The organism is Neobacillus driksii (assembly GCF_013409995.1).
GTDB lineage: Bacteria > Bacillota > Bacilli > Bacillales > Cytobacillaceae > Neobacillus > Neobacillus driksii.
Map to the genome: position 1 here is coordinate 345,439 of NZ_JACCBX010000002.1, position 20,550 is coordinate 365,988.

The following is a 20,550-nucleotide window of genomic DNA, read 5'->3' on the forward strand; positions in this document are numbered from 1 at the left end:
CAACCTCTTCCCTCCAAAATTAGTTTTCTTGCAGCAATAAGTAACTAACATTCACATCATTATTTATTTCTAAGAAACTGTACTTGATGTAGCTGTTAAAATAAAGCCTTCATAATTCTTTGAAGCTATTTCATCACATATTTTTCTATAATGACCGTATCCCCCCACATAAATGGGGAACCTCTTAGCTTTCCCTTCAATGTTAGCACCGTTATACCAGGATTCAGATTTCATATAGAGCGTTTTTTCTGCCATCTCTCTACAATGTTTGCTCCATTCATCTTCAGCTTTCACTTCTGCTTCAATCTTTTCAATGCCGTGTTTTCTGAGGTACTCGATACAATCCGCAACCCATTCTACGTGCTGTTCAATCGCAACTGGCACATTACCTAATACAGATGGGCTCTCTGGACCGGTTATCATAAAGAAATTGGGGAATCCTGCATTAGCCACTCCAAGATAGGTTCTAGTCTGTGCGCCGTTATCCCACTTTTCTCTTAATGAGATACCTCCTTTTCCTCGAATATCCATTTTCAATAAAGGTCCAGTCATTCCATCAAATCCAGTTGCAAAAATAAGAATGTCAAGATCATATTCTGCTTCACTAGTTTTAACTCCCTTTGATGTTATTTCTTGTATAGGTGTCTTTTTGACATCAACTAAAGTGACATTATCACGGTTATATGTCTCAAAATAATCCGTATCAATTACAATTCGTTTAGTTCCAATAGGATAGGATGGAGTTAGTTTTTGGGCAATTTCGCCGTCCTTCACTATTTCACGTATCTTTTTTCTAACAAATCTGCCTACAGCCTCGTTCGTTTCCTCATTCGTAAGAACATCCATAAACGAAGCTACAACTAAGTCTGGACCGCCTTTTTCCCATAGTTCCTCCATTACTTTTTCTCTTTCTTCAGGTGTTGCATGTTGAAGGCTTTCAAACTTATATTCACGAGGTGATCCAGCCCTAGATTCTCTCATACTTTTTCTTATTTCTGGAAAATTGTCCTTTACTTTCTGAATTTCATCTTGTTCAAGTGATCTATTTCTAGCAGGAATCGAATATTGTGGAGTTCGTTGAAATACTGTCAAATGATCAGCTTCTTTTGCAATGACTGGAATCGCTTGAATACCTGACGATCCCGTCCCGATGATTCCCACTTTTTTCCCTTGGAGGTCAACCTTTTTATGTGGCCAGTGTGCCGTGTGATACCATTGCCCTTTAAAAGATTCTAAGCCTTTAAAATTTGGAATATTAGACGCTGAAATACAACCTACACCTGTAATGAAGTACTTTGCTTCAATTCTGTCGCCTTTGTCTGTTTCTATTACCCATTTATTACGCTCTTCGAAATAATGTGCAGAAACGACCTTTGTTTCAAATTGGATATCCTTCCGGAGATCTAAAGAATCAGCAACATAGTTCAAGTACCGTAAAATTTCCGGTTGTTCAGGATACTTTTTTGTCCAAGTCCAACCTCGATATAATTCTTCAGAAAAGGTATAGTTATAGTAAATACTCAGGGAATCACACCGAGCCCCTGGATACCGATTCCAATACCAAACGCCCCCAACACCATCTGCTCCTTCAATAACAGTTGTTGAAAGTCCCGCTTCTCTTAATCGATGAAGCATATACATCCCTGAAAACCCAGCACCGACGACCACTGCATCCAATTTTCTAACCCTTGTTTCTGTATTTTCCAAAATAAAATCCTCCTAATAATTATTATAATTTTAAAAATATTCTATATTTTCATTTTATTATTTGGCCTATTTATTGTAAAATAAGTATATGTTTATCTAAACTTTAAGAAAATGTTATAGGAACCAACTCTTTTTACGTAACCATACATAACGATCGCTCAATAATGTAAGCACTTACAATTAAATTCAAAGATTCTATTTCTACAAGGAGGTAAATGATAATTGAATATTTCACAATTAGAATACCTATTAGAGGTTGCTAGAGTCGGAAATATTTCTGTTGCATCTCAAAATCTATTTGTCTCTCAAGCTGGAATTAGTCAAGCCATTACGAGTCTTGAAGAAGAATTAGGCACAAAAATATTTAAGCGTTCGCGGGCTGGTGCAATACTTACAGAACATGGTAAACAAATAGTCACAAAAGCAGAAGAAGTATTAGCAAAAGTTCAAGAGTTGAAAGAATTTTCTACATTACCGAATACAAAGAACCAAGAAGAAATAAAACTAGCTTTGACTCCAGGTGTTTATCCCGTTCTACTGAAGAACCTATCATGGTATAAATCAAAATATCCAGATGTTTTGATTAAAATTAATGAAGGTGAATCGATGGCACTTCATGAAGATATCAAAACTTTTAAATCCGATATAGGTGTTATCGGCACTTACAAATATTCAAATTTAAATACTAGTGACATATTCTTCGAGGAAATATTCAAGACAAAGATTAAAATCCTTGTCAGCAAAAATTCACCCTTCGCCTCTGTTGGTAAAATGACTCCACAAGAATTTGTAAATCAACCTGTCGTCCTTTATAACAGTCAAACTTTCTTGAATTTCTTAAAGCCATTCAAATCAAAGTTTGGTGATGTAAAGGATTTATTTATTTCCAATAATTTAGACACCGTAAAAAATCTAATTATTGAAGAGGATGCTGTATCCCTTTTTACAGAAGTATTTTTAAAAACGGATCCAGACATACTTAAAGGAAATCTCATTCCGATTACATTAACAAATTATGATCAGGATTATATTTCCTACGGGATTGTCTATTCGAGAAAAAAGAACCAATCTACTGCATTTAAGCAATTAGTAGAATTCCTTAAAGAGGAACTTGTCGTTTTCTGTTAAAAAATCGGAAAAAAATAACAGCTGACTAAAAAATGGTTTTAGTCAGCCCTATTCATTTAATAATTATGGTCTAGTGTTTTCTACCTCATCGAGTAATTCCTGACCGCCTTTAACCGTTTTTGACCATTTGTCATGTAAAGGTAAGAGTACTTCCTTAAACTCATTGTGTTCTTCCTCGGTAGGAAAATAGATTTCAATGCCTTTCTCTTTCGCACCTTTATCATAAAGGTCTTGCAGATTCTTTAATGAAACTCCATCAAGATATTTATCTAAATCTTTACCAGCCTCAACCATAATGTCCTGCAAATCTTTTGGAAGGGAATCAAATTTCTTTAAAGACATCATGACTGTCAAGGTGTAGGAATTTATCGGAACAGAAGTCCACGTTTTAATAGGATAGTTGCCAAGAGCATAGTAGGCGGATGAGGCTAAACCATCAATAACTCCTTGTTGAACAGCAGTTACTACTTCTGTTGCGTCCACCACAGTTGCACTGGCTCCTAAGGCTGAAATTGTGTCATTCAGCATGGTCCCTCCCGTTGAACGAATTTTCAGACCTTTAGCACTCTCTAAATCTGTAATCATATTATCTTTACCAGTCGTAAAGATTTCACTGTAATAATCTTGAGACATTGACATTACTTTTAATCCATGTTCCTCTGTCTTTGCTTTGATTACCCCTCCACCTTTTTCACTATCCATAAATGCTCTCTTATGTCTGAAATAGAGAGAAGGATCCTCCTTACTGAATTCAAACAAATAAGGTAATTCAAATAGATACCAAATCGGATCAATACTTCCAATTACCGATGAAATCGGAAGGGCCATATCAATTTGTCCATTTATCAATGCTTGAATTTCTTGTCCAGGCGGCATTAATTGACCACTTGGATAAATTTCAAGCGATAATTTTCCATCACTCCGTTTTTCAATTTCATCATTGTACCTTTCAAGTGTCTTTTGCTGCAGAGATGTTGGGGGATAAGGATGAGATACTTTGAAAACATACTTTTCACCACTAGAGTTATCATTAATTCCCTTAGATAGCTCTTGACTCGTTTCTTTTGCTCCTCCACACGCTGTCACAATTAGCATCAACAAGATTAACACTCCAATAAAGAACTGTTTCTTCATTATAGATTTCCCCCTATATTTTAATGGGTCTTAGCATTTCTTTTATGGTCTAGTGTTTTCTACCTCATCGAGTAATTTTTTACCATCTTCTACTGTTTTAGCCCATTCAGCTTGTAAAGGTACTAGAACTTTCTTAAACTCATCATGTTCTTCTTTCGTTGGGAGATAGACTTCCACCCCTTTTTCTTTTGCACCCTTATCATAAATCTCTTTAATAGCTTCTAATGAAATTTCATCAAGATATTTATCCAAATCTTCACCAGTCTCAATAAGAATTTCTTGTAAATCGGCAGGCAGCGATTGAAACTTCTTTTGTGACATCATGACAGTCAATGTGTAATTATTCATAGGTGCTGATGTCCAGGTTTTGATAGGATAATTTGCCAGAGCATAAAAGGCTGTTGTGGTTACACCATCAATCACTCCTTGTTGGATAGCCGTTACTACTTCTGACGGGTCGACCACCGTTGCACTTGCTCCTAATGCTTCGATGGTGTCATTTAGAATGGTGCCTCCTGTAGATCTTATTTTCAGACCTTTTGCACTCTTTAAATCAGTAATCATTTTATCTTTATCAGCTGTAAAAAATGAGCTGTAATAATCTTGTGACATGGATAGTACTTTTAACCCATGCTCCTCTGTTTTCGCTTTTATCACCCCACCACCTTTTTCACTATCAAAAAAGGCTCTCTTATGCTTAATAAATACGGAAGGATCATCATTATTGAATTCAAATAAATAAGGTAATTCAAAAATATACCAAATCGGATCGATGCTGCCAATGACGGAGGAAATAGGTATGGCCATATCAATTTGACCATTGAGCATTGCTTGAAGTTCTTGCCCAGATGGCATTAATTGTCCGCTCGGGTAAATTTCCAGCGATAATCTCCCATTACTTCGTTTGCTAATTTCGTCATTGTACCATTCAAGAAGCTTATGTTGGTGCGAGGTTGGTGGATGCCCATGTGATACTTTAAATACATATTTTTCGTCCTTTGAATTACTAGAACCGTTATTTCCCTTCTGTGGTCCATTACTTGTTTCAGATGTTCCACCACAAGCAGTCATGATGAATACCATTAGAATCAAAATTCCACTCAATACCTTCTTCAAATGAATATCCCCCTTTATCCAATTTATGGATAGATTTTATTACGAGTTTTGTCTATTCCCCTTAGATAGAGTCAATCCACAGCTTATCTAACTAAAGCTGTACTTAGCCAAGGAACATATAAAAGTATGATAGCAGCAATGATTAGAGCATACATGTAAGGCATAGAACCTTTCACGACAACACTAACATTTTCTTTAAAATAACTTGATAATGCGAATAGACTTCCTCCTACTGGCGGGGTTATTTGTGAGATCATCATTAATGCGCAGGTCACGATACCAAAATGGATGGCATCAAAACCTAAACCAGTTACCACAGGATAGAGGATAGGCATTGTAATAAAGAGGATAGGGATAGGTTCCAAGAATGTCCCTAGAACAAAGAAAAGCAGTAAAATTAAGAGCATGATGATCCATGGAGACAATGATAGCTCAGTCAAAGCTCTTGTAATTCCTTGTGGAAGCTGTGTGTACATTAGTGCTGTTGAAAACAATTGAGCTCCACCTAAAATAATGTAGATAACTGCAGTCGTCATCATTGAGCTCTTTATACTTTTAACGAGATTCTCACGTGTAAAGTCTTTTCTATTAAAAATAAAGCTTATGAGCAGCACATATAAAACAGCAACTGCCGCTGATTCTGTTGGGGTAAATGTACCTGTATAGATTCCTCCTAATACGATAACTGGCATAAACAAAGATGGAATGGCCTCTATGAATGACTTTTTAATGGTTGAAAAGGAGCTTTTCTCTTTCACTGAGGCTTTTTCTTTTGAGCTGACGAGCACAGCCGTAATCACTAACACAATCGAAATGAAAATACCTGGGATAATTCCTGAAATAAAAAGATCTCCTACATCTGCTCCAACCATAGAAGCATATAATACGAAGAATATACTAGGAGGGATCATAGATCCTAAAGTTCCGGCAGAAGCCACAATTCCCATACTATTCTGCATCGAGTAGCCTAAAGCTTTCATTTGTGGGATCATCAAAGTTCCTACTGCGACAACGGTTGCAATTGAAGACCCTGATAGTGCTCCAAATACTGCACATGTGATAACGGCGGCTGCAGGGATTCCACCACGAAAATGACCAACTAAATCATTGACAACTTTTAACATTTTATAGGCGGGTCCCATATAGGTCATGAGATTACCTGCCAGCAAGAAATATGGAATCGCTAGTAAAAGCCAACTATCTGTTGAAATGAAAAATTGAGTTGGGATACTCTCTAATGGTAAACCAATTAGGAATACACCCCAAAACACCCCACCGATACCCAATGCTAACCAGATAGGAACACCAATAAAAAGTAATATCATAAATACGATGAATCCTAGTAAAATCACAAATATCCCCTCCTTTGCTTTTTAATAATTTATATATCGAGCTCCTTTATTTCCTTCGGTGCAAGACTCTCATCATAATTATCACGAATTTTTCTATAATCTATAATTATTAGGAGAATAGAATAAACACAAGCAAAAAACATTCCAATTGGAACGGCTAAAGAAGGAAGTGCAAGCAGCATGGTCCCCGAGGTTGTTTTAATTCCTAATTGAAATAATGAAATGACCCATTGGGTTCCCGTCCAAAAAAGAACAGCACAGGAAGCCAATAAAATGATATTGATTAATAGACTATTTATTTGTAACAATCTACCTTTTAAGACGCTATTAAGAAAATCCATCTTAATATGTTCATCCTTTTTTATTAATGGACCCAGATACATGAAAGTTCCATAAATTATCGTGTAGCGGCACAGTTCTTCAACCAATGAATAAGTTGTATCAAAAAAGAATCTCATTGCGATATTAAATAGCGCCAAGATCGTACTAATAATTAATAATGATAACGAAGAAACTTCTAATATTTTATCTAGTACCCTAGTAGACGATTCCAGCCTTTTAATGCTATTCACAATTTGGCCCCCCTTTTCCCGATTTTTTAAGAAATGGAGGACAAAATGATTTGTCTCCATTTCCTATTTCTAAGCAATAAATCGACGTGTTTTATCATTAACCTTCCAAATCAACTACAACGGTCTTTACCTGTGTAAAGTCTTTAATTGATTCCAAACCATTCTCTCTGCCAACTCCGCTAGATTTATAGCCGCCATATGGAGTGACCCATCGAGTATAACGATAGGTATTCAACCAAACCATCCCTGATTGTAATGCTTTTGCCATTCTATGACCTCTTGCGATATCCTTCGTCCATACAGCAGCTGTTAACCCATAAGAAACACCATTGGCAATTTCAATCGCTTCCTCTTCAGAAGAAAATGGAATCACACTAACTACTGGTCCAAATATCTCCTCTTGCGCAATCCTCATCGAGGGTTTAACATTTACAAACAGAGTTGGGTTGACATAGTATCCCTTTTTCAAGTGACGAGGTCGATCTCCACCTAAAATTAGTTCGGCTCCTTCTTCTTTTCCTATTTGGATATAGCTCAACGTTTTTTCCAATTGTTGCTTATGAGCATGTGGACCAATGTCTACCTGTTCCTGAGGATTACCAACTTTAATCTGTGCAGCCTTTTCTTTAAATTTCACAATAAATTCATCATAAATATCTCGATGCACGAGAACTCTTGAGGATAGTGCACAAGACTGTCCAGTGATAGCGAAGCCATGTTCAACTGCAGCATTAAGTGCTTTATCTAAATCTGCATCTGGAAAAATAATATTTGGAGATTTTCCACCTAACTCGAAAGAAAATCTTTTAATATTACTAGATTCAGCTGCAGACTTCATAATTTTCCTAGCTGTATCTCCATACCCGGTAAAGGCAATTTTATCTATATCAGGATGGGAACTTATCCGATCGCCAACGACTGACCCATATCCTGTCACAACATTAATAACCCCTGGAGGAAAACCGGCTAGCTCTGAAAGTTTGGCTATTTCTAACGCTGTTACAGGTGATGTTTCAGCAGGTTTGACGACGATGGTATTTCCTGTTGCTAAAGCTACCGTCAATTTCCACGTTAGTAATTGGATTGGACCATTCCATGGAATGATTGCGGCCACTACCCCGATCGGTTCTCTTATGGTGAAAATATGCTTATGGTCCTCAAATGGGATTGTTTCCCCATGAATTTTGTCAGTGATACCCGCGTAATAGTACCACCATTGGTTATACATTTTTGCTTCTCTTGTTGTTATGTGGAGGGGCTTCCCATTTTCTTTTGTCTCAAGAGCCGCAAGGAAATTAGCATTTTCCTCCATTAAATCGCCCATTTTCCTTAAAATCGCAGACCGTTCATACGTACTCATCCTTTTCCAAGGACCGTTAAAAGCCTTTCGTGCAGCTTCTACAGCACGATCAACATCATCTGCATTTCCCTCAGGAACTTGTGCCCAAACCTCTTCGGTTGCTGGATTTATGACATCCATCTGCTTTTCGGAACTACTATTTACCCATTCACCGCCAATAAATAACTTATTATAAATCTCCATCTTTTCCTCCTCGTTTAATAAAATCTCTTTTTTAGTCATTTAAGTTAGATACCTTCCCCGCCTAGGGTTTAAAATAAGAAATATAGTTAGAAGAGTGGTTTTCTCCAACCCCTGTTTATCGTTATTTATTGCAGATTGGTCGTTTTTCCGACCTGTAGATGTTACAATTGTAAACGCTATCAATTTAATGCTGAAAATTTAAGCAGTGTATGCTCCATCTACAGGCAGATTCACACCACTGATATACTCTGATTCATTTGATGCAAGAAAAAGAGCAGCATTTGCAATATCATTTGGTCGCGCAAATCTTCCTAGAGGAATTTTGTCCAAAATAAATTGCTTGTTTTTTTCGAGATCATCATTTTCTGACCTTGTCATAAACTGGACTAACATTGGCGTCTCTGTAAGACCAGGGCAAATACCGTTTACTCGAATTTTGTCCTTTGACAAATTTACTGCAAGTGATCGAACAATGTTTACTACGGCACCTTTTGCCGCTGAATAAACAACACTATATGGAGACGCAATCAGTCCGGAAACGGAAGACGTGAAGATAATGGATCCTCCGCCAGCTTTTCTCATTGCCGGGAGTACATATTTAGTAGTAAAAAATCCACTTTTCAAGTTTAGTCCCATGGCAAAGTCATAGTCTTTTTCCTCTACATTCTCTACACCACCCGGACCGGGAGTACCTACATGATTCCATAAAATATCTATCTTGCCATACTGTCCCTCAATTCTTTGAATAACTTGCTTTATAGCTTCTAAATCTAATAAATCCGTTTTAAAAAATTGCGCGTCTCCACCATTGAGTTTGATCTCCTCAACCACTTCATCACCCTGTTCTTGGTTGATATCTAAAATAACAACCTTCGCACCCTCTCTAGCAAAAAGGTTAGCACCTGCACGACCCATTCCTGATGCAGCTGCAGAGATCACTGCTACTTTACCATCCAATCTCATATAATAAATCTCCTTCTTCCAATTTAATTTTTATTTTTTAAACGCTTACATTTTAAGTTTTGGAAAAGATTTGTTTCCTACCATCCAATTAAACTTATCCTATCCTCCTTTTGTACCTATTTCAGAAAAAATAGAATTTTCTAAATTTAAATTCATTATAGGTAATTAATTAATGACTGTAAATTAGATAAAAGTTTAGTAATTAGTAAACAAAATGTTAAATTAAAACTAGTGCCTATCATAATATCTAGTCAATTATTTAGAAATTAATTTTTACCTTAGGGTCATCAGATCTATATATAACCTATATATTAGTAAAAAACGTTAGACACCTATAATAGAAGGTGTCTAACGTTTTATTAAACAAGTACTAATAACTTTAAAGTAATCAACACTGACAAACCATTAATGCCCGATAGCCGTTGTTAGTTTGACATTCTTGTTCTTCATATACTCATAGGCTTGTTCGATATTAATCGTATTAAAATGAAAAAGAGGAGTTTTTAATCTTGTTTCCTCTGAATAAATCTTACTATCGAGCACAATTCCAGTCCCGTTCATCAGACAATAAACAAATGTCCGTATAATATCTCTCCACTGCTTTCTAACCCCAAGATGTCACAATAGCAATTACGCGCTTTTTCTACATTACTAACCGGTATAAAAATGGTTACGACCTGGTTTATTATTGGATTCATTCATACTCTCCAATCCTTAAATGTCTATTTTCTTATTCAGATTAATAGAAGAAAACCATTCTCTAAATTGTTGATATTGATAATATGTAGTACCTTTCAATTCGATTTTGGGTACTTCCGGATATTTGAGGAGCAATTCACTCACTTCCTCTTTACTTAATCCTAGATAAAGATGTAACTCATTTTCTTTTATAAGTGCTGGATATCCGGAGAAGCTACCTCTAGGATTTTTAAAATTCTTAAGGCCATCACCAATAAAATACCCCAGAGCCGTTAAACCTGCACCAATCCAAAAAAAACTAATATCCATATTTAGAAATGCTAATTTAAATATGTACAATCATGCTTGAATAAAGATGTACAAAATTGATTGCTCAATTCATACTAATCGTGGGGTGATTAGTATGTACATAACACTAAATGTTGAAACTAATTTTGAGATTATTAGTCTTTCAGACTTACCAAAATTCAAACCACTAATGGAGCATCGATTGACAAATATTTAAATGGTTTTATACCCAAAAGTAAGAGAGAGAAACCCTCCAAAATTGATGAGTATTATGAGACAATCGCAGCACTTCTCTCCGAGGACTCTAAGCAAGTGTTCTACTACCGGAGGGTACTATGGCAATATTTAAAAGATAACCATGGCCAAGATTGTTCGGATAGGAATTGCGGCAGCAAAGAAACGAACAAGCACGTATTTTATCAAGTGCCATGAACTCATTCAAAATCTGAAGAGAGCACGCCTTGAAAATCGTTTAGAAGCTCGTTTGAAACATTATACCAAGTACAAACTACTCATTATCGATGAAATTGGCTATTTACCGATTGATGCCGAAGATGCGAAGCTTTTTTTCCAGCTAATTGATATGCGTTATGAAAAGCGAAGTACCATATTAACCACAAATGTGAATTTTAAATCTTGGGATGAGATCTTCCAAGAGCCGAAGTTGGCAAACGCAATATTAGATCGAATATTGCATCACGCCACTGTCGTTACAATCATAGGAGAATCATATCGTTTAAGGAATCATTTAGCGAAGGAAAATGAGTGATTTTGTACATTCTTATTCAAGCGAAAGTGTACATATTTGTGTTGACATTTATATCTTGAAAACCAACCTTCATATAGAGCTTTTGTGCCGGGATATTTTTGTGGTTAACAGCTAACACAATTTCATTGCAATCAGGAAATTCTTTTTGGACAAACTCACTTAATAAAGACATCCCTTGCTCGGCATAGCCCTTCCCTTGGTGAACATGATTAATCGAAAATGCGGTAAGCAGCATCGCTCTTGGATTATCGGAGTAATCCTTTACCCGGTCGGTTGAGTGTAATTGAAAGAAACCAACAGGCTCATTTTCGCTGAGAATAACAATCCGGTATTGTCCATCGTGTCCATCGGCTATTTCTGTTATCTTTTTTGGTAATGCAGTAAATTGCTCCTGCTCTTCCTGTAGTTCGAAAGAATGTAATTCAGTTTCATACTTAATAGAAAAATGCACTAGTTCAACTGTTTTCATTTTTTTCATATCAAAAACTCCCCCTAGTATTCACATAACAATCTTTCGACACCAGGATACTTTTCTCCTAAGCTCGTTATCTTGAAACCATATTTACGATAAAATTCAACAGCGTCGGAATCAGTTTCAGCATGTACCGATGGATACATCTCTAAAATAGAACTGATCATTATACTGCCGATCCCTTTTCCTCTTTGCTCTGAAGAAACAGCAATATGTTTAATTTCGCATAATTTTAAACTACTAATCTCAACACCTATACAGCCAACATTTTTACCTTCTAATTCAAAAGCAAATAAGGTCCTGTTCGGGCATTTTACATAGTTCTCATATTCTCTTTCGACTTTCTCCTATGAGGTGGCTAATGAAAGTAGTTTTCAAATGGAGGGATGAATGGTGCCCGAGTCCACTATTATCATACTGTTCATTGTTTAAATACCAGTACTTTTTTCATAAATTTTCAAATGACCCCCGCTTGGACCATAGGCAACTCCATTATGTTCCCATCCATATTTTTCATAATAATTTTCCAAATCAGTAGTCAAATAAAGCTTCTTATACCCTTTTTTAGCAGCCTCACTCAAACCGTGTTCCAAAAGCTTCGCGCCTAATTTTCGCCCCCGATATGCTTTATCAACGAACAGGCATGCAAACCAAGGACATAAATCTTGACGGCTATTAATATCATTTCTCAAGATAGCATACGTGCCAATAATTTTTCCATTTTCCACTGCGACATAGAATCTTGGAAGGTCTTCTGAAGTTTCAGCAGAATGAAGAATACAATCCTCGTAAAACTTATAATTATCTTCGGTTCCCCATACGTTCCAAAATACTTCAATGCCTTCCTCCAAAAATTCATTCCCCGTTTGAAGCTCAATAATTTTCATAAAAATATCCCTCCCTCAACCTATCTTGCTTTGGTGAAGTACACTAATTTTATAAGTCATTGTAAATCATTTAAAACATTCTTTTCTTCAGTTTTTTCCTCTTTGATCATTATGGCTCCTATCGCTCCAATAAAGGAAAACAGAACAGGAATGATAAATCCATAATGATATCCAATATTGATAGAATCTTTAGGAAATAAATCTAGTACCTTTCCAAAAACAATTGGTAACAAAACGGCGCTAATAAATCCACCCATATTAGAGAATCCTGTCACAACCCCTACTTCTTCTATAGGGAAGGATTTCCGCACAACAGCGAACGTCAATGCACTTGCACCATTACCAAAACCTACAAGGAAAAACAAAACTACTACTAAAATAAATGAAGGATTCACACCTGTTAAAAACAATCCTCCCCAGCTTAAAAAGGTAATGATGTGCACAAACGTATAAACTTTCTTTATAGTTCCAAGTCTGCTTGTAATCCAGCTCATTAAAGGACCGCCAAGAATGGCTCCAAAAAGACCATACATCATGAGCTGGCTAGCTTCTGAACGGGATAAATCCAGTACATGAATTCCATATGGTACACCCCATGAACCGATAAATCCGACATACGCCCCAACCAGCCCAAAGTGACACAGAAACGTTGCCCAAGCCTGACGTTCAGAAATAGTTCGGCGGAGAATTTTCCAAACACTTTCTCGATTTTTATTCCTTTTCTTTTTCATATCGGAATCATTTTTAAAGATTTTTTTAGGTTTCAAAACAAGCACAGTATATAGAAGATAAGATAATAATACTAAAATGATACCTATAGTTAAGAATGGTGTTCGCCAACCTGCGAATGAAATCCACACAGAAAAGGGAACAGTAGCCATTAAGGAGCCTAGGCTCGAAACTAGTGAAATCATACCCAATAATTTTACAAATTCATTTGCTTTAAACCACTGGCTCAAAATGATAACCAGGTTGACAAAGATCATCGAATCTCCTATACCAACCAAAAAGCGAGAAAGAATCAGTACATATTCATTTGGTGAAAAATAATAAATAATGCAGCCTATTCCAGTAAGAATCGTTCCTAAAATAAGAAATCGATTGGGACCATACCTGTCTGATAATAAGCCTACCGGAATTTGAAATCCTGCATAAGCAAAAAATTGAAAACTGCTCATTAGACCTATAACAGCAGCTGAGACATGAAAATCCTTCATTAACTGATCCGTTATAAGTCCTGGAGCAGTTCTTTGGCTTATTATGATAAAGTAAGCCAATAAGACGGTACTAAAAACAACCCATCTGTAGCTGCTTTCCTGTTTGTTCATGTTGAATATCCTCTTCACTTTGAATTTTTGTTAAACCCTATCCAGTTGATAATAACATTATAAACTAAACAATATTATACTAGTGAATATCTGTCTAAACTTCAAGACTTTATTAGGAAGCATCATCTTATTTCTCTTTCCATATCCTCCATTCAATAAGAAAGCAGAGTAAAGTCACTGAATTACTCTGCTACAATATTTTTTATGGGTTGATTGAGAATAGTTATACCTACACCTGGCCTAGATAACTCCGGGTAAAATTCGGCATGACGATTTTTCCATTATGACTGTATTTTACAAATAGGTTTCCGATAGCCTCAACAAAGAATTTATATTCCTTTTCTGACTCTTTTAGTGAATAGGACGCTGAGAGGTTCCTGCCAAGGAAGCCTTCTAAATCCATGACTAAGTCATTAGGAAACCATTTAAGTTCATATTGTCCAAACAGGAAAAATTGATTAAATATTTCCTCCCCATCACCAATACCACCGCTAAACCCATAAAAATTCGGACAATATTTTTTAAAGATCTCGGCATTTTCCTTAATCAGCGGGCTGCTGAAATCTCTATTATTCCAAACCAGTGCAACCTTTCCGTCCTGCTTCAAAATCCGTTTACATTCTAATTTGAACTTTTCTTGGTCAAACCAATGAAAAGCTTGAGCGGCTATAACCAGGTCCAAACTATTGTCAGGTAATGTAGTTTCTTCAGCTGAGCCTTTAATTTAAGTAAAATGTTCAAACTGTTGTAAGTCTTGTTCAGCTTTTGTTCTCATGTCACCATTCGGTTCCACCGCTACAACGCTGACACCTCTCTCCAAAAGCTGCCGGGTTAAAATGCCTGTCCCTGAACCGATATCTGCAACCCTACTAGTCTCATTCAAAGAATTTATTGAAAGTAAATAATCGATATACTCATTTGGGTAACTGGGGCGAGATTTTGAATACACATCGGTCTTCCCGCTGAATTTATCGGTTGGTTCCATAAGAAATCCCTCCTTTTTCACAATCGTTAAACACTCATACACGGTACAAATAATTAATATCGGAAGCTACTTTTTATTAGAACAACCGTTTGACGAGACTTTTTGTAAGGAATTAAAAAAAGCAGAAAATTTACAAGTTGTGAATGAATACTTGCAAACCTTCTGCCTTTTGATTATTATATTACTGTTTTCTGTAGCAAATGACCTAATTATAAGCCAGCTCTTTATCTGTCAGGCCGAGCGACTGCTCAGTCGATGAATGAATTTCGCTAAGCAAATGTGGGTTTTTCATTAGTGACACACCGTAAGAAGGAATCATTTCCTTAATTTTTGGTTCCCACTCTATTGTTTGTTGCGGGAAGCATTTTTTGATGACCTTAAGCATAACATGAACGGCAGTAGAAGCACCTGGAGAAGCCCCAAGTAATGCTGCGATTGAGCCATCGGAAGCAGTAATTACCTCAGTTCCAAATTGCAGCGTTCCTTTTCCTGCCTCAGTATCTTTAATAACCTGTACACGCTGCCCTGCTACGACTAAGTCCCAATCTTCACTTTTAGCGCTCGGGATAAATTCACGTAATTCTTCCATACGCTGTTCTTTTGATAACAACACTTGTTGGATCAAGTATTTGGTCAAAGGCATTTCTTTTGCGCCTGCCGCTAACATCGTTAAAACATTATTCGGCTTTACAGAAGTTACTAAATCGAGCATAGAACCCGTTTTCAGGAATTTAGGTGAGAACCCGGCAAATGGTCCAAATAACAATGTTTTCTTATTATCAATGAATCTTGTGTCAAGATGTGGCACAGACATTGGCGGAGCGCCGACCTTTGCTTTTCCGTATACTTTCGCATGATGCTGCTCTACAACAGCAGGATTATTACATACCATAAAGATTCCGCTTACTGGGAATCCTCCAATATTTTTCCCTTCAGGTATACCGGATTTTTGCAGTAAGTGCAAGCTTCCTCCTCCGCCTCCGATGAAGACGAATTTTGCAGTGTGGCGTTTAACATTTCCACTAAACTGATTTTGAACCTTCAGTTCCCATAAGCCCTCGCTGTTTCGTTTAAGGTCAGTCACACTATGATTGTACTTAACATCAACATTTTTATTTTCTAAATGGGTAAACAACATACGTGTTAATGCACCAAAATTGACGTCCGTTCCCGTGTCAATTTTTGTTGCCGCAATAGGTTCATTCCATTTTCGGCCTTCCATAATAAGCGGAATCCATTCCATCAGTTTTTCCGGATCTTCCGAAAACTCCATCCCTTGGAAAAGAGGATTTTTTGTGAGCGCTTCAAAACGTCTCTTTAAAAAGCTTACATTTTCTTCCCCTTGTACCAAACTCATATGAGGCAATTGTCTGATAAATTCCTGTGGATTCTGAATCAACCCGCTGTTTACAAGGTAAGACCAAAACTGCATAGAAACCTGGAACTGCTCATTGATGCTTATCGCTTTACTAATATCTACAGATCCATCGGGTTTTTCGGTTGTGTAGTTAAGCTCGCACAGTGCCGCATGCCCCGTTCCCGCATTATTCCATTCGTTAGAGCTTTCTTCTCCAGCGTTTTCAAGTTTCTCAAATACTTTTATTTCCCATTGTGGTACTAATTCTTTTAAGATTGTCCCCAAAGTGGCACTCATGATTCCGGCGCCAATCAATATGACGTCTGTTTTAGTTTCCCCGTTGCTCATTTTTATCAACCTTTTCACTAAAATTTGCAGAAAAAATATAAGCGTCACACCAAGGCAGGCGCGACCGAGTCACACACCTTTTCTGTCTCTATTATTAACATATACATTGTTTATAGATTAATTATATACTATTATATGATAATTATAAATTATTTAAAAGATTTTAAAAAGGGAGAAATCCTCAACAGGTTCTAAGTAAACGAAAAAAAGCCTTAACCCGGATTTTGCAACAGTTAAGGCTGTGGTCTTATATTAATTATGGCTGCTGTTTTTTACTACTTTCAAGAACTTCCTCTTCTTCATCAATGATAGAAGTGGCAGTTCGTCTGAATTCGGATAATGTCTTTCCAAATGCCGAACCAATTTCTGGAAGTTTTTTAGGACCAAAAATGATTAATGCGATGATTAAAATGAGAATTAACCCTGGGATGCCAATATTCGAAAGCATATTTTCCTCCTCTTCGCGCGTTTTAAGCTAATATTCCGCCTTTTTGTCTATAGGTTAAAATCCCTTCAGCTGCTCGATAAGCGAATGCCCCGACAGTGCCGGTTGGATTATAGCCGCTATTATGGGCGAATGCTGTGGCACCAACGACAAAAATATTATCAGCATCCCACATTTGCATATAATTATTGACGGCAGAAGTACTTGGATCTGCCCCCATTATGATACCCCCAGTATTATGGGTGGATTGATAGGTGGTTATATCATAAGGACCCAGTTCCTCCATAGATTCAATTTTATCTGCGCCCATTTCTTTCATAATATCTACACACCGATCAGATAAAAACTTGGCTAATTGACGGTCCTGCTCTTCGAAATCATAGGTAATCCGAATTAATGGATCGCCAAATTCATCCTTGTATGTCGGATCAAGATCAAGATAATGATGCTTAAATGGCATACTTGCACCTTGTCCGCCAACGGATAGAACCCGATTTGCATATTTAATCGAATTGGCTTTAAATTCTTTCCCCCATGTCGGAGTACCTTTTGGAACTTTGTTATTGGATATCGGCCGCAAGCCGGTTTGAGAAATGGCAATCGAGCCGCCATGAATAAAATTAAGATTGGAGTGATCGAAGTTGTCGCCATTAAAATCATCTACCACCATACCGAGAGCACCTGCTCCGGCATAGGTATTAAATTCTTCTTTTTCAAAAAAGCCGGTTGCATTCCCTTTTTGGACTTGGTAAGCATAATTTTTCCCAATCACACCTGATCCCGTTACAGGGTCATAGGGACGGCCAATACCCGATTGTAATAATAACCGAACATTATTAAATACATAACTTGTTAACACCACAATATCCGCAGGCTGTTCAATCTCTTCTCCTGTTGTAGTATCCACATACATAACTCCGGTTGCCTTATTGCCGGATTTCAAGACACGTCTGACATTGGAATGCGTGCGAATTTCAAATTTCCCAGTCTTTTTTGCTACTGGAATAACAGTCACAACAGGATCAGCTTTTGCCCCATATTCACAGCCAAACCTTTCACAATAGGCACAGTATTGACATGCTGCACGTGAAACTCCGTCAGGATTGGTGTAGGGTTCTGAAAGATTTGCAGAAGGACGATTATAGGGATGGAGCTTTAATTTGTTAGCCGCCTTCCTAAATTTTTCAAGTGCAGGTGTTGTTTTCATCGGCGGTGTTGGATATGGACTCGATCTTTTCCCAGCAAGCGGGTTTTCTTCGCCTGAGATCCCAGCCATTTTTTCAAATTTATCGAAATAGGGTTCTAATTCATCATAGGTAATGCCCCAATCCTGAATGGTCATATCCTGAGGAATCTTTTTTTCACCGTATCTTTCAATCGTTTTGCTGCGAATTTCAAAATCGTAAGGGAGGAAGCGATAGTTTTGCCCGTTCCAGTGAACACCCGAACCCCCTAGTCCCTCCCCTATTAAAAAGGAACCATATTGCCGCATTGGCAGAGCTCTGATTCTTTCATTTCCTCTGAACGTAATGGTCTCCTTCGAAAGACTCTGCATCATGTCGTACCTAAGAGCATAACGGAGTTCATCGTGCATCATAAAATAATCCTCTGTTTTTCGCTCTTTACCTCTTTCCAATCCAACACAATTTAAACCTTGCTTCGTTAGCTCTGCCGCGATAATCCCGCCTGCCCAGCCAACACCAACAATGACAACATCAACTTTTGGTAATGTCTTTGCCACTTCTTACACCTCATTCATAGTCGATTTAGTGCAAACTTTCAAATACTTTAATGACCAAGGTGGTCCTTTAGGCTTTTTGGAGGAATAACAGTAAATTCTTTATCAATGACTTCTGTATAAGCCATTTGACTGCCTGGGTAATTTCTCATTTTCCATCCGTCCATATTTCGATTTCCGCTGTACAATGGATCACTATAGACCCCTTCTAAAGTACTGCTCCGTAGCATGTTAAAAAAACCACTTGGTGAAAGCGTCGTAAGGTTAACCTTGTCTTCTGCAAAATCAGTTAAAATATCGTCTTGTTCTTCTTCGCTAAGCTCAACAAAATTCTTTTTATACTTCGTTAAACTGTGGTTTTGTAATTCACGTAAACCAATATCGAAAATTTCGCGTCGTCTTAGCCGACCTTGATATCCTTGGACTTTTTCTCCTTTAAAGAAGGGCGGCTGCATGTATTCCCTTGAATTAAAGCCCCAATCCCCACTTAATTGGTGATCGATAAAATATGCCACACCTAAATCCTTCGCACCTGGTCCATTATCATCAGCCGGAAAAATACGCTCCGTTGCGGCTTCAACCATTTTAAATTGTTCTCGAGTAAAATACATTAATGCTAGATTATAGTTTTCTGCCACTTGTTGGTTTTTAACGACTGGATTATTCGTTGTTTTTTCTTTAAAGGGAAGTAAACTGCCTAAAGCACCGCCTACAGCCAATCCCCCAACCGCAATTCCAGAACTTTTGAGGAATTTGCGGCGAGAAAGTGATTCCTTCTTTTCTTGTTGTTTGGAGTTATCTGCCATAAAATCCACCTCCTACATTTTAAGGATAGATTACCCCAAAAAAATTCATTCATACGTAAAAAATAGTTGGGCATGATAACCTTAAATCTATTTTTATGAGGTGGTAAATAATGAAAAAAACTTGGAAAAATGCGGCTATAATTAGTGCTGCCTTATTCCTATCAGCATGCTCAGGTCAACAAAATCTACTTGATGAATCTGTTAAAGCCGAAGAAAGTCAACATGATGACACACACGGAGCGCATCAAACAAGCGTCTATGATAAAAGTATTAATACAAGAAATATGAATGATGGCTTAATTATACCTAGTGAAAACGGGGAAAAAACACAAACTACGGATGAACATGGGGGAACCTCTCATGGAGCAGGAACAAATGTATATAGTTTAATTGGGAGCTCAGGTTTGAATGAGGGCGGGATTTCTTCTCACCTTGAATCAAGATTGGGCGGTGAAGGAATCAATGGGATTAAGGTATTTGTTTTAGATGACACAGTCATCCTTGCACGTGCAACCCCTGAAGTGACTTCCAATCAATACGATTCTATGCAGGAACATGTCCTCAATGGTGTCGATGGAATGTCTAGAAAAGACCAAAACAAAAAAGATGCTGCTAATATGAACAACACAGCTGCCCAAGACGTGGATGATAACCTCGACAAGGCAAAAAGTTATATGAACAAAGTCTTTAATGGAAATGTTCAAACCCTTACAGTAACAAATCCCGAAGCAGTTGTGCTAATTGAAAAGATTAAAAACAATTTAAAAGCGGAATCCGTTCCATATGATACCGTTTCACGAGATATTATTACGCTGGTAAAAATGACAAGGGAAAAATAAACAGTATGGGAAAAGTGTAGGGATAATAAAATTGCTGCTTTTTCTAGGATATAAATAAAAACGAGTGTTTCACG

17 protein-coding genes and 5 pseudogenes are annotated in these 20,550 nt (G+C 37.3%); 4 read left to right on the top strand and 18 right to left on the bottom strand.

What is annotated here, in order from left to right; all coding sequences use genetic code 11:
• Window positions 1–69 precede the first annotated feature (69 nt).
• Window positions 70–1,707 (bottom strand): flavin-containing monooxygenase, encoded by a 1,638-nt coding sequence (locus F4694_RS04895; RefSeq protein WP_179595773.1) that lies wholly within the window; start codon window positions 1,705–1,707, stop codon window positions 70–72.
• A 222-nt stretch (window positions 1,708–1,929) separates the two neighbouring features.
• On the opposite strand from F4694_RS04895, the gene F4694_RS04900 reads away from it, so the two are divergent.
• Window positions 1,930–2,835: a LysR family transcriptional regulator gene (locus F4694_RS04900; RefSeq protein ID WP_179595774.1), complete on the top strand. Its 906-nt coding sequence runs from the start codon at window positions 1,930–1,932 to the stop codon at window positions 2,833–2,835.
• A gap of 63 nt (window positions 2,836–2,898) precedes the next feature.
• Here the strand turns inward: F4694_RS04900 and F4694_RS04905 are convergent, their stop codons facing one another.
• The 8 genes and pseudogenes from F4694_RS04905 to F4694_RS04940 all read right to left on the bottom strand — a co-directional run bounded on the left by F4694_RS04905 (window position 2,899) and on the right by F4694_RS04940 (window position 10,523).
• A complete protein-coding gene (locus tag F4694_RS04905) occupies window positions 2,899–3,969 on the bottom strand; it encodes a TRAP transporter substrate-binding protein (RefSeq protein ID WP_179595775.1) in 1,071 nt (356 codons plus the stop codon).
• A gap of 42 nt (window positions 3,970–4,011) precedes the next feature.
• Window positions 4,012–5,085 (bottom strand): TRAP transporter substrate-binding protein, encoded by a 1,074-nt coding sequence (locus tag F4694_RS04910; RefSeq protein WP_179595776.1) that lies wholly within the window; start codon window positions 5,083–5,085, stop codon window positions 4,012–4,014.
• Between the two features lie 83 nt (window positions 5,086–5,168).
• Window positions 5,169–6,437 (bottom strand): TRAP transporter large permease, encoded by a 1,269-nt coding sequence (locus F4694_RS04915; protein ID WP_179595777.1) that lies wholly within the window; start codon window positions 6,435–6,437, stop codon window positions 5,169–5,171.
• A gap of 29 nt (window positions 6,438–6,466) precedes the next feature.
• Window positions 6,467–7,009 carry a TRAP transporter small permease gene (locus F4694_RS04920; protein ID WP_179595778.1) on the bottom strand — a complete coding sequence of 181 codons (543 nt, stop codon included), beginning with the start codon at window positions 7,007–7,009 and terminating at the stop codon, window positions 6,467–6,469.
• A gap of 97 nt (window positions 7,010–7,106) precedes the next feature.
• The gene (locus F4694_RS04925; RefSeq protein WP_179595779.1) at window positions 7,107–8,552 is read right to left on the bottom strand and encodes an aldehyde dehydrogenase; all 1,446 of its coding nucleotides are present in this window, start codon (window positions 8,550–8,552) and stop codon (window positions 7,107–7,109) included.
• Window positions 8,553–8,750: 198 nt separating this feature from the next.
• On the bottom strand, window positions 8,751–9,515 hold the full coding sequence (locus F4694_RS04930) for an SDR family NAD(P)-dependent oxidoreductase (RefSeq protein WP_179595780.1): 765 nt from the start codon (window positions 9,513–9,515) through the stop codon (window positions 8,751–8,753).
• 405 nt (window positions 9,516–9,920) lie between these two features.
• A pseudogene (locus F4694_RS04935) lies at window positions 9,921–10,213 on the bottom strand (VOC family protein).
• A 16-nt stretch (window positions 10,214–10,229) separates the two neighbouring features.
• On the bottom strand, window positions 10,230–10,523 hold the full coding sequence (locus tag F4694_RS04940; protein ID WP_179595781.1) for a DNA-binding protein: 294 nt from the start codon (window positions 10,521–10,523) through the stop codon (window positions 10,230–10,232).
• A gap of 94 nt (window positions 10,524–10,617) precedes the next feature.
• Here F4694_RS04940 and F4694_RS04945 point away from each other — a divergent pair.
• Window positions 10,618–10,877, top strand: a pseudogene (locus tag F4694_RS04945) (IS21 family transposase); the annotation flags it as partial.
• A gap of 1 nt (window position 10,878) precedes the next feature.
• Window positions 10,879–11,271, top strand: a pseudogene (locus tag F4694_RS04950) (ATP-binding protein); the annotation flags it as partial.
• 16 nt (window positions 11,272–11,287) lie between these two features.
• Here F4694_RS04950 and F4694_RS04955 read toward each other — a convergent pair.
• The 9 genes and pseudogenes from F4694_RS04955 to F4694_RS04995 all read right to left on the bottom strand — a co-directional run bounded on the left by F4694_RS04955 (window position 11,288) and on the right by F4694_RS04995 (window position 19,637).
• A complete protein-coding gene (locus F4694_RS04955; RefSeq protein ID WP_179595782.1) occupies window positions 11,288–11,749 on the bottom strand; it encodes a GNAT family N-acetyltransferase in 462 nt (153 codons plus the stop codon).
• A 14-nt stretch (window positions 11,750–11,763) separates the two neighbouring features.
• Window positions 11,764–12,060: pseudogene (locus F4694_RS04960) on the bottom strand (GNAT family N-acetyltransferase); the annotation flags it as partial.
• A 111-nt stretch (window positions 12,061–12,171) separates the two neighbouring features.
• Window positions 12,172–12,630 carry a GNAT family N-acetyltransferase gene (locus F4694_RS04965; RefSeq protein WP_179595783.1) on the bottom strand — a complete coding sequence of 153 codons (459 nt, stop codon included), beginning with the start codon at window positions 12,628–12,630 and terminating at the stop codon, window positions 12,172–12,174.
• A gap of 56 nt (window positions 12,631–12,686) precedes the next feature.
• On the bottom strand, window positions 12,687–13,958 hold the full coding sequence (locus tag F4694_RS04970) for an MFS transporter (RefSeq protein WP_179595784.1): 1,272 nt from the start codon (window positions 13,956–13,958) through the stop codon (window positions 12,687–12,689).
• 229 nt (window positions 13,959–14,187) lie between these two features.
• Window positions 14,188–14,943 (bottom strand): annotated as a pseudogene (locus tag F4694_RS04975) (class I SAM-dependent methyltransferase).
• A gap of 205 nt (window positions 14,944–15,148) precedes the next feature.
• Complete coding sequence (locus tag F4694_RS04980) at window positions 15,149–16,672, bottom strand: malate:quinone oxidoreductase (protein WP_308806297.1); 1,524 nt, start codon at window positions 16,670–16,672, stop codon at window positions 15,149–15,151.
• Window positions 16,673–16,904: 232 nt separating this feature from the next.
• On the bottom strand, window positions 16,905–17,096 hold the full coding sequence (gene tatA, locus F4694_RS04985; RefSeq protein WP_179595786.1) for a twin-arginine translocase TatA/TatE family subunit: 192 nt from the start codon (window positions 17,094–17,096) through the stop codon (window positions 16,905–16,907).
• 22 nt (window positions 17,097–17,118) lie between these two features.
• Window positions 17,119–18,834 (bottom strand): GMC family oxidoreductase, encoded by a 1,716-nt coding sequence (locus tag F4694_RS04990; protein WP_179595787.1) that lies wholly within the window; start codon window positions 18,832–18,834, stop codon window positions 17,119–17,121.
• Between the two features lie 47 nt (window positions 18,835–18,881).
• Complete coding sequence (locus F4694_RS04995; RefSeq protein ID WP_179595788.1) at window positions 18,882–19,637, bottom strand: gluconate 2-dehydrogenase subunit 3 family protein; 756 nt, start codon at window positions 19,635–19,637, stop codon at window positions 18,882–18,884.
• Window positions 19,638–19,747: 110 nt separating this feature from the next.
• On the opposite strand from F4694_RS04995, the gene F4694_RS05000 reads away from it, so the two are divergent.
• Window positions 19,748–20,476, top strand: a complete 729-nt coding sequence (locus F4694_RS05000; protein WP_179595789.1) for a hypothetical protein — start codon at window positions 19,748–19,750, stop codon at window positions 20,474–20,476.
• The last annotated feature ends 74 nt before the right edge of the window (window positions 20,477–20,550 follow it).

What these genes read in the sequence shown, in the direction of transcription:
- F4694_RS04940 (WP_179595781.1), bottom strand. Translation starts at nt 10,523, where the DNA reads ATGGATATTAGTTTTTTTTGGATTGGTGCAGGTTTAACGGCTCTGGGG.
- F4694_RS05000 (WP_179595789.1), top strand. Translation starts at nt 19,748, where the DNA reads ATGAAAAAAACTTGGAAAAATGCGGCTATAATTAGTGCTGCCTTATTC.
- F4694_RS04905 (WP_179595775.1), bottom strand. Translation starts at nt 3,969, where the DNA reads ATGAAGAAACAGTTCTTTATTGGAGTGTTAATCTTGTTGATGCTAATT.
- F4694_RS04925 (WP_179595779.1), bottom strand. Translation starts at nt 8,552, where the DNA reads ATGGAGATTTATAATAAGTTATTTATTGGCGGTGAATGGGTAAATAGT.
- F4694_RS04970 (WP_179595784.1), bottom strand. Translation starts at nt 13,958, where the DNA reads ATGAACAAACAGGAAAGCAGCTACAGATGGGTTGTTTTTAGTACCGTC.
- F4694_RS04930 (WP_179595780.1), bottom strand. Translation starts at nt 9,515, where the DNA reads ATGAGATTGGATGGTAAAGTAGCAGTGATCTCTGCAGCTGCATCAGGA.
- F4694_RS04965 (WP_179595783.1), bottom strand. Translation starts at nt 12,630, where the DNA reads ATGAAAATTATTGAGCTTCAAACGGGGAATGAATTTTTGGAGGAAGGC.
- tatA (WP_179595786.1), bottom strand. Translation starts at nt 17,096, where the DNA reads ATGCTTTCGAATATTGGCATCCCAGGGTTAATTCTCATTTTAATCATC.
- F4694_RS04955 (WP_179595782.1), bottom strand. Translation starts at nt 11,749, where the DNA reads ATGAAAAAAATGAAAACAGTTGAACTAGTGCATTTTTCTATTAAGTAT.
- F4694_RS04995 (WP_179595788.1), bottom strand. Translation starts at nt 19,637, where the DNA reads ATGGCAGATAACTCCAAACAACAAGAAAAGAAGGAATCACTTTCTCGC.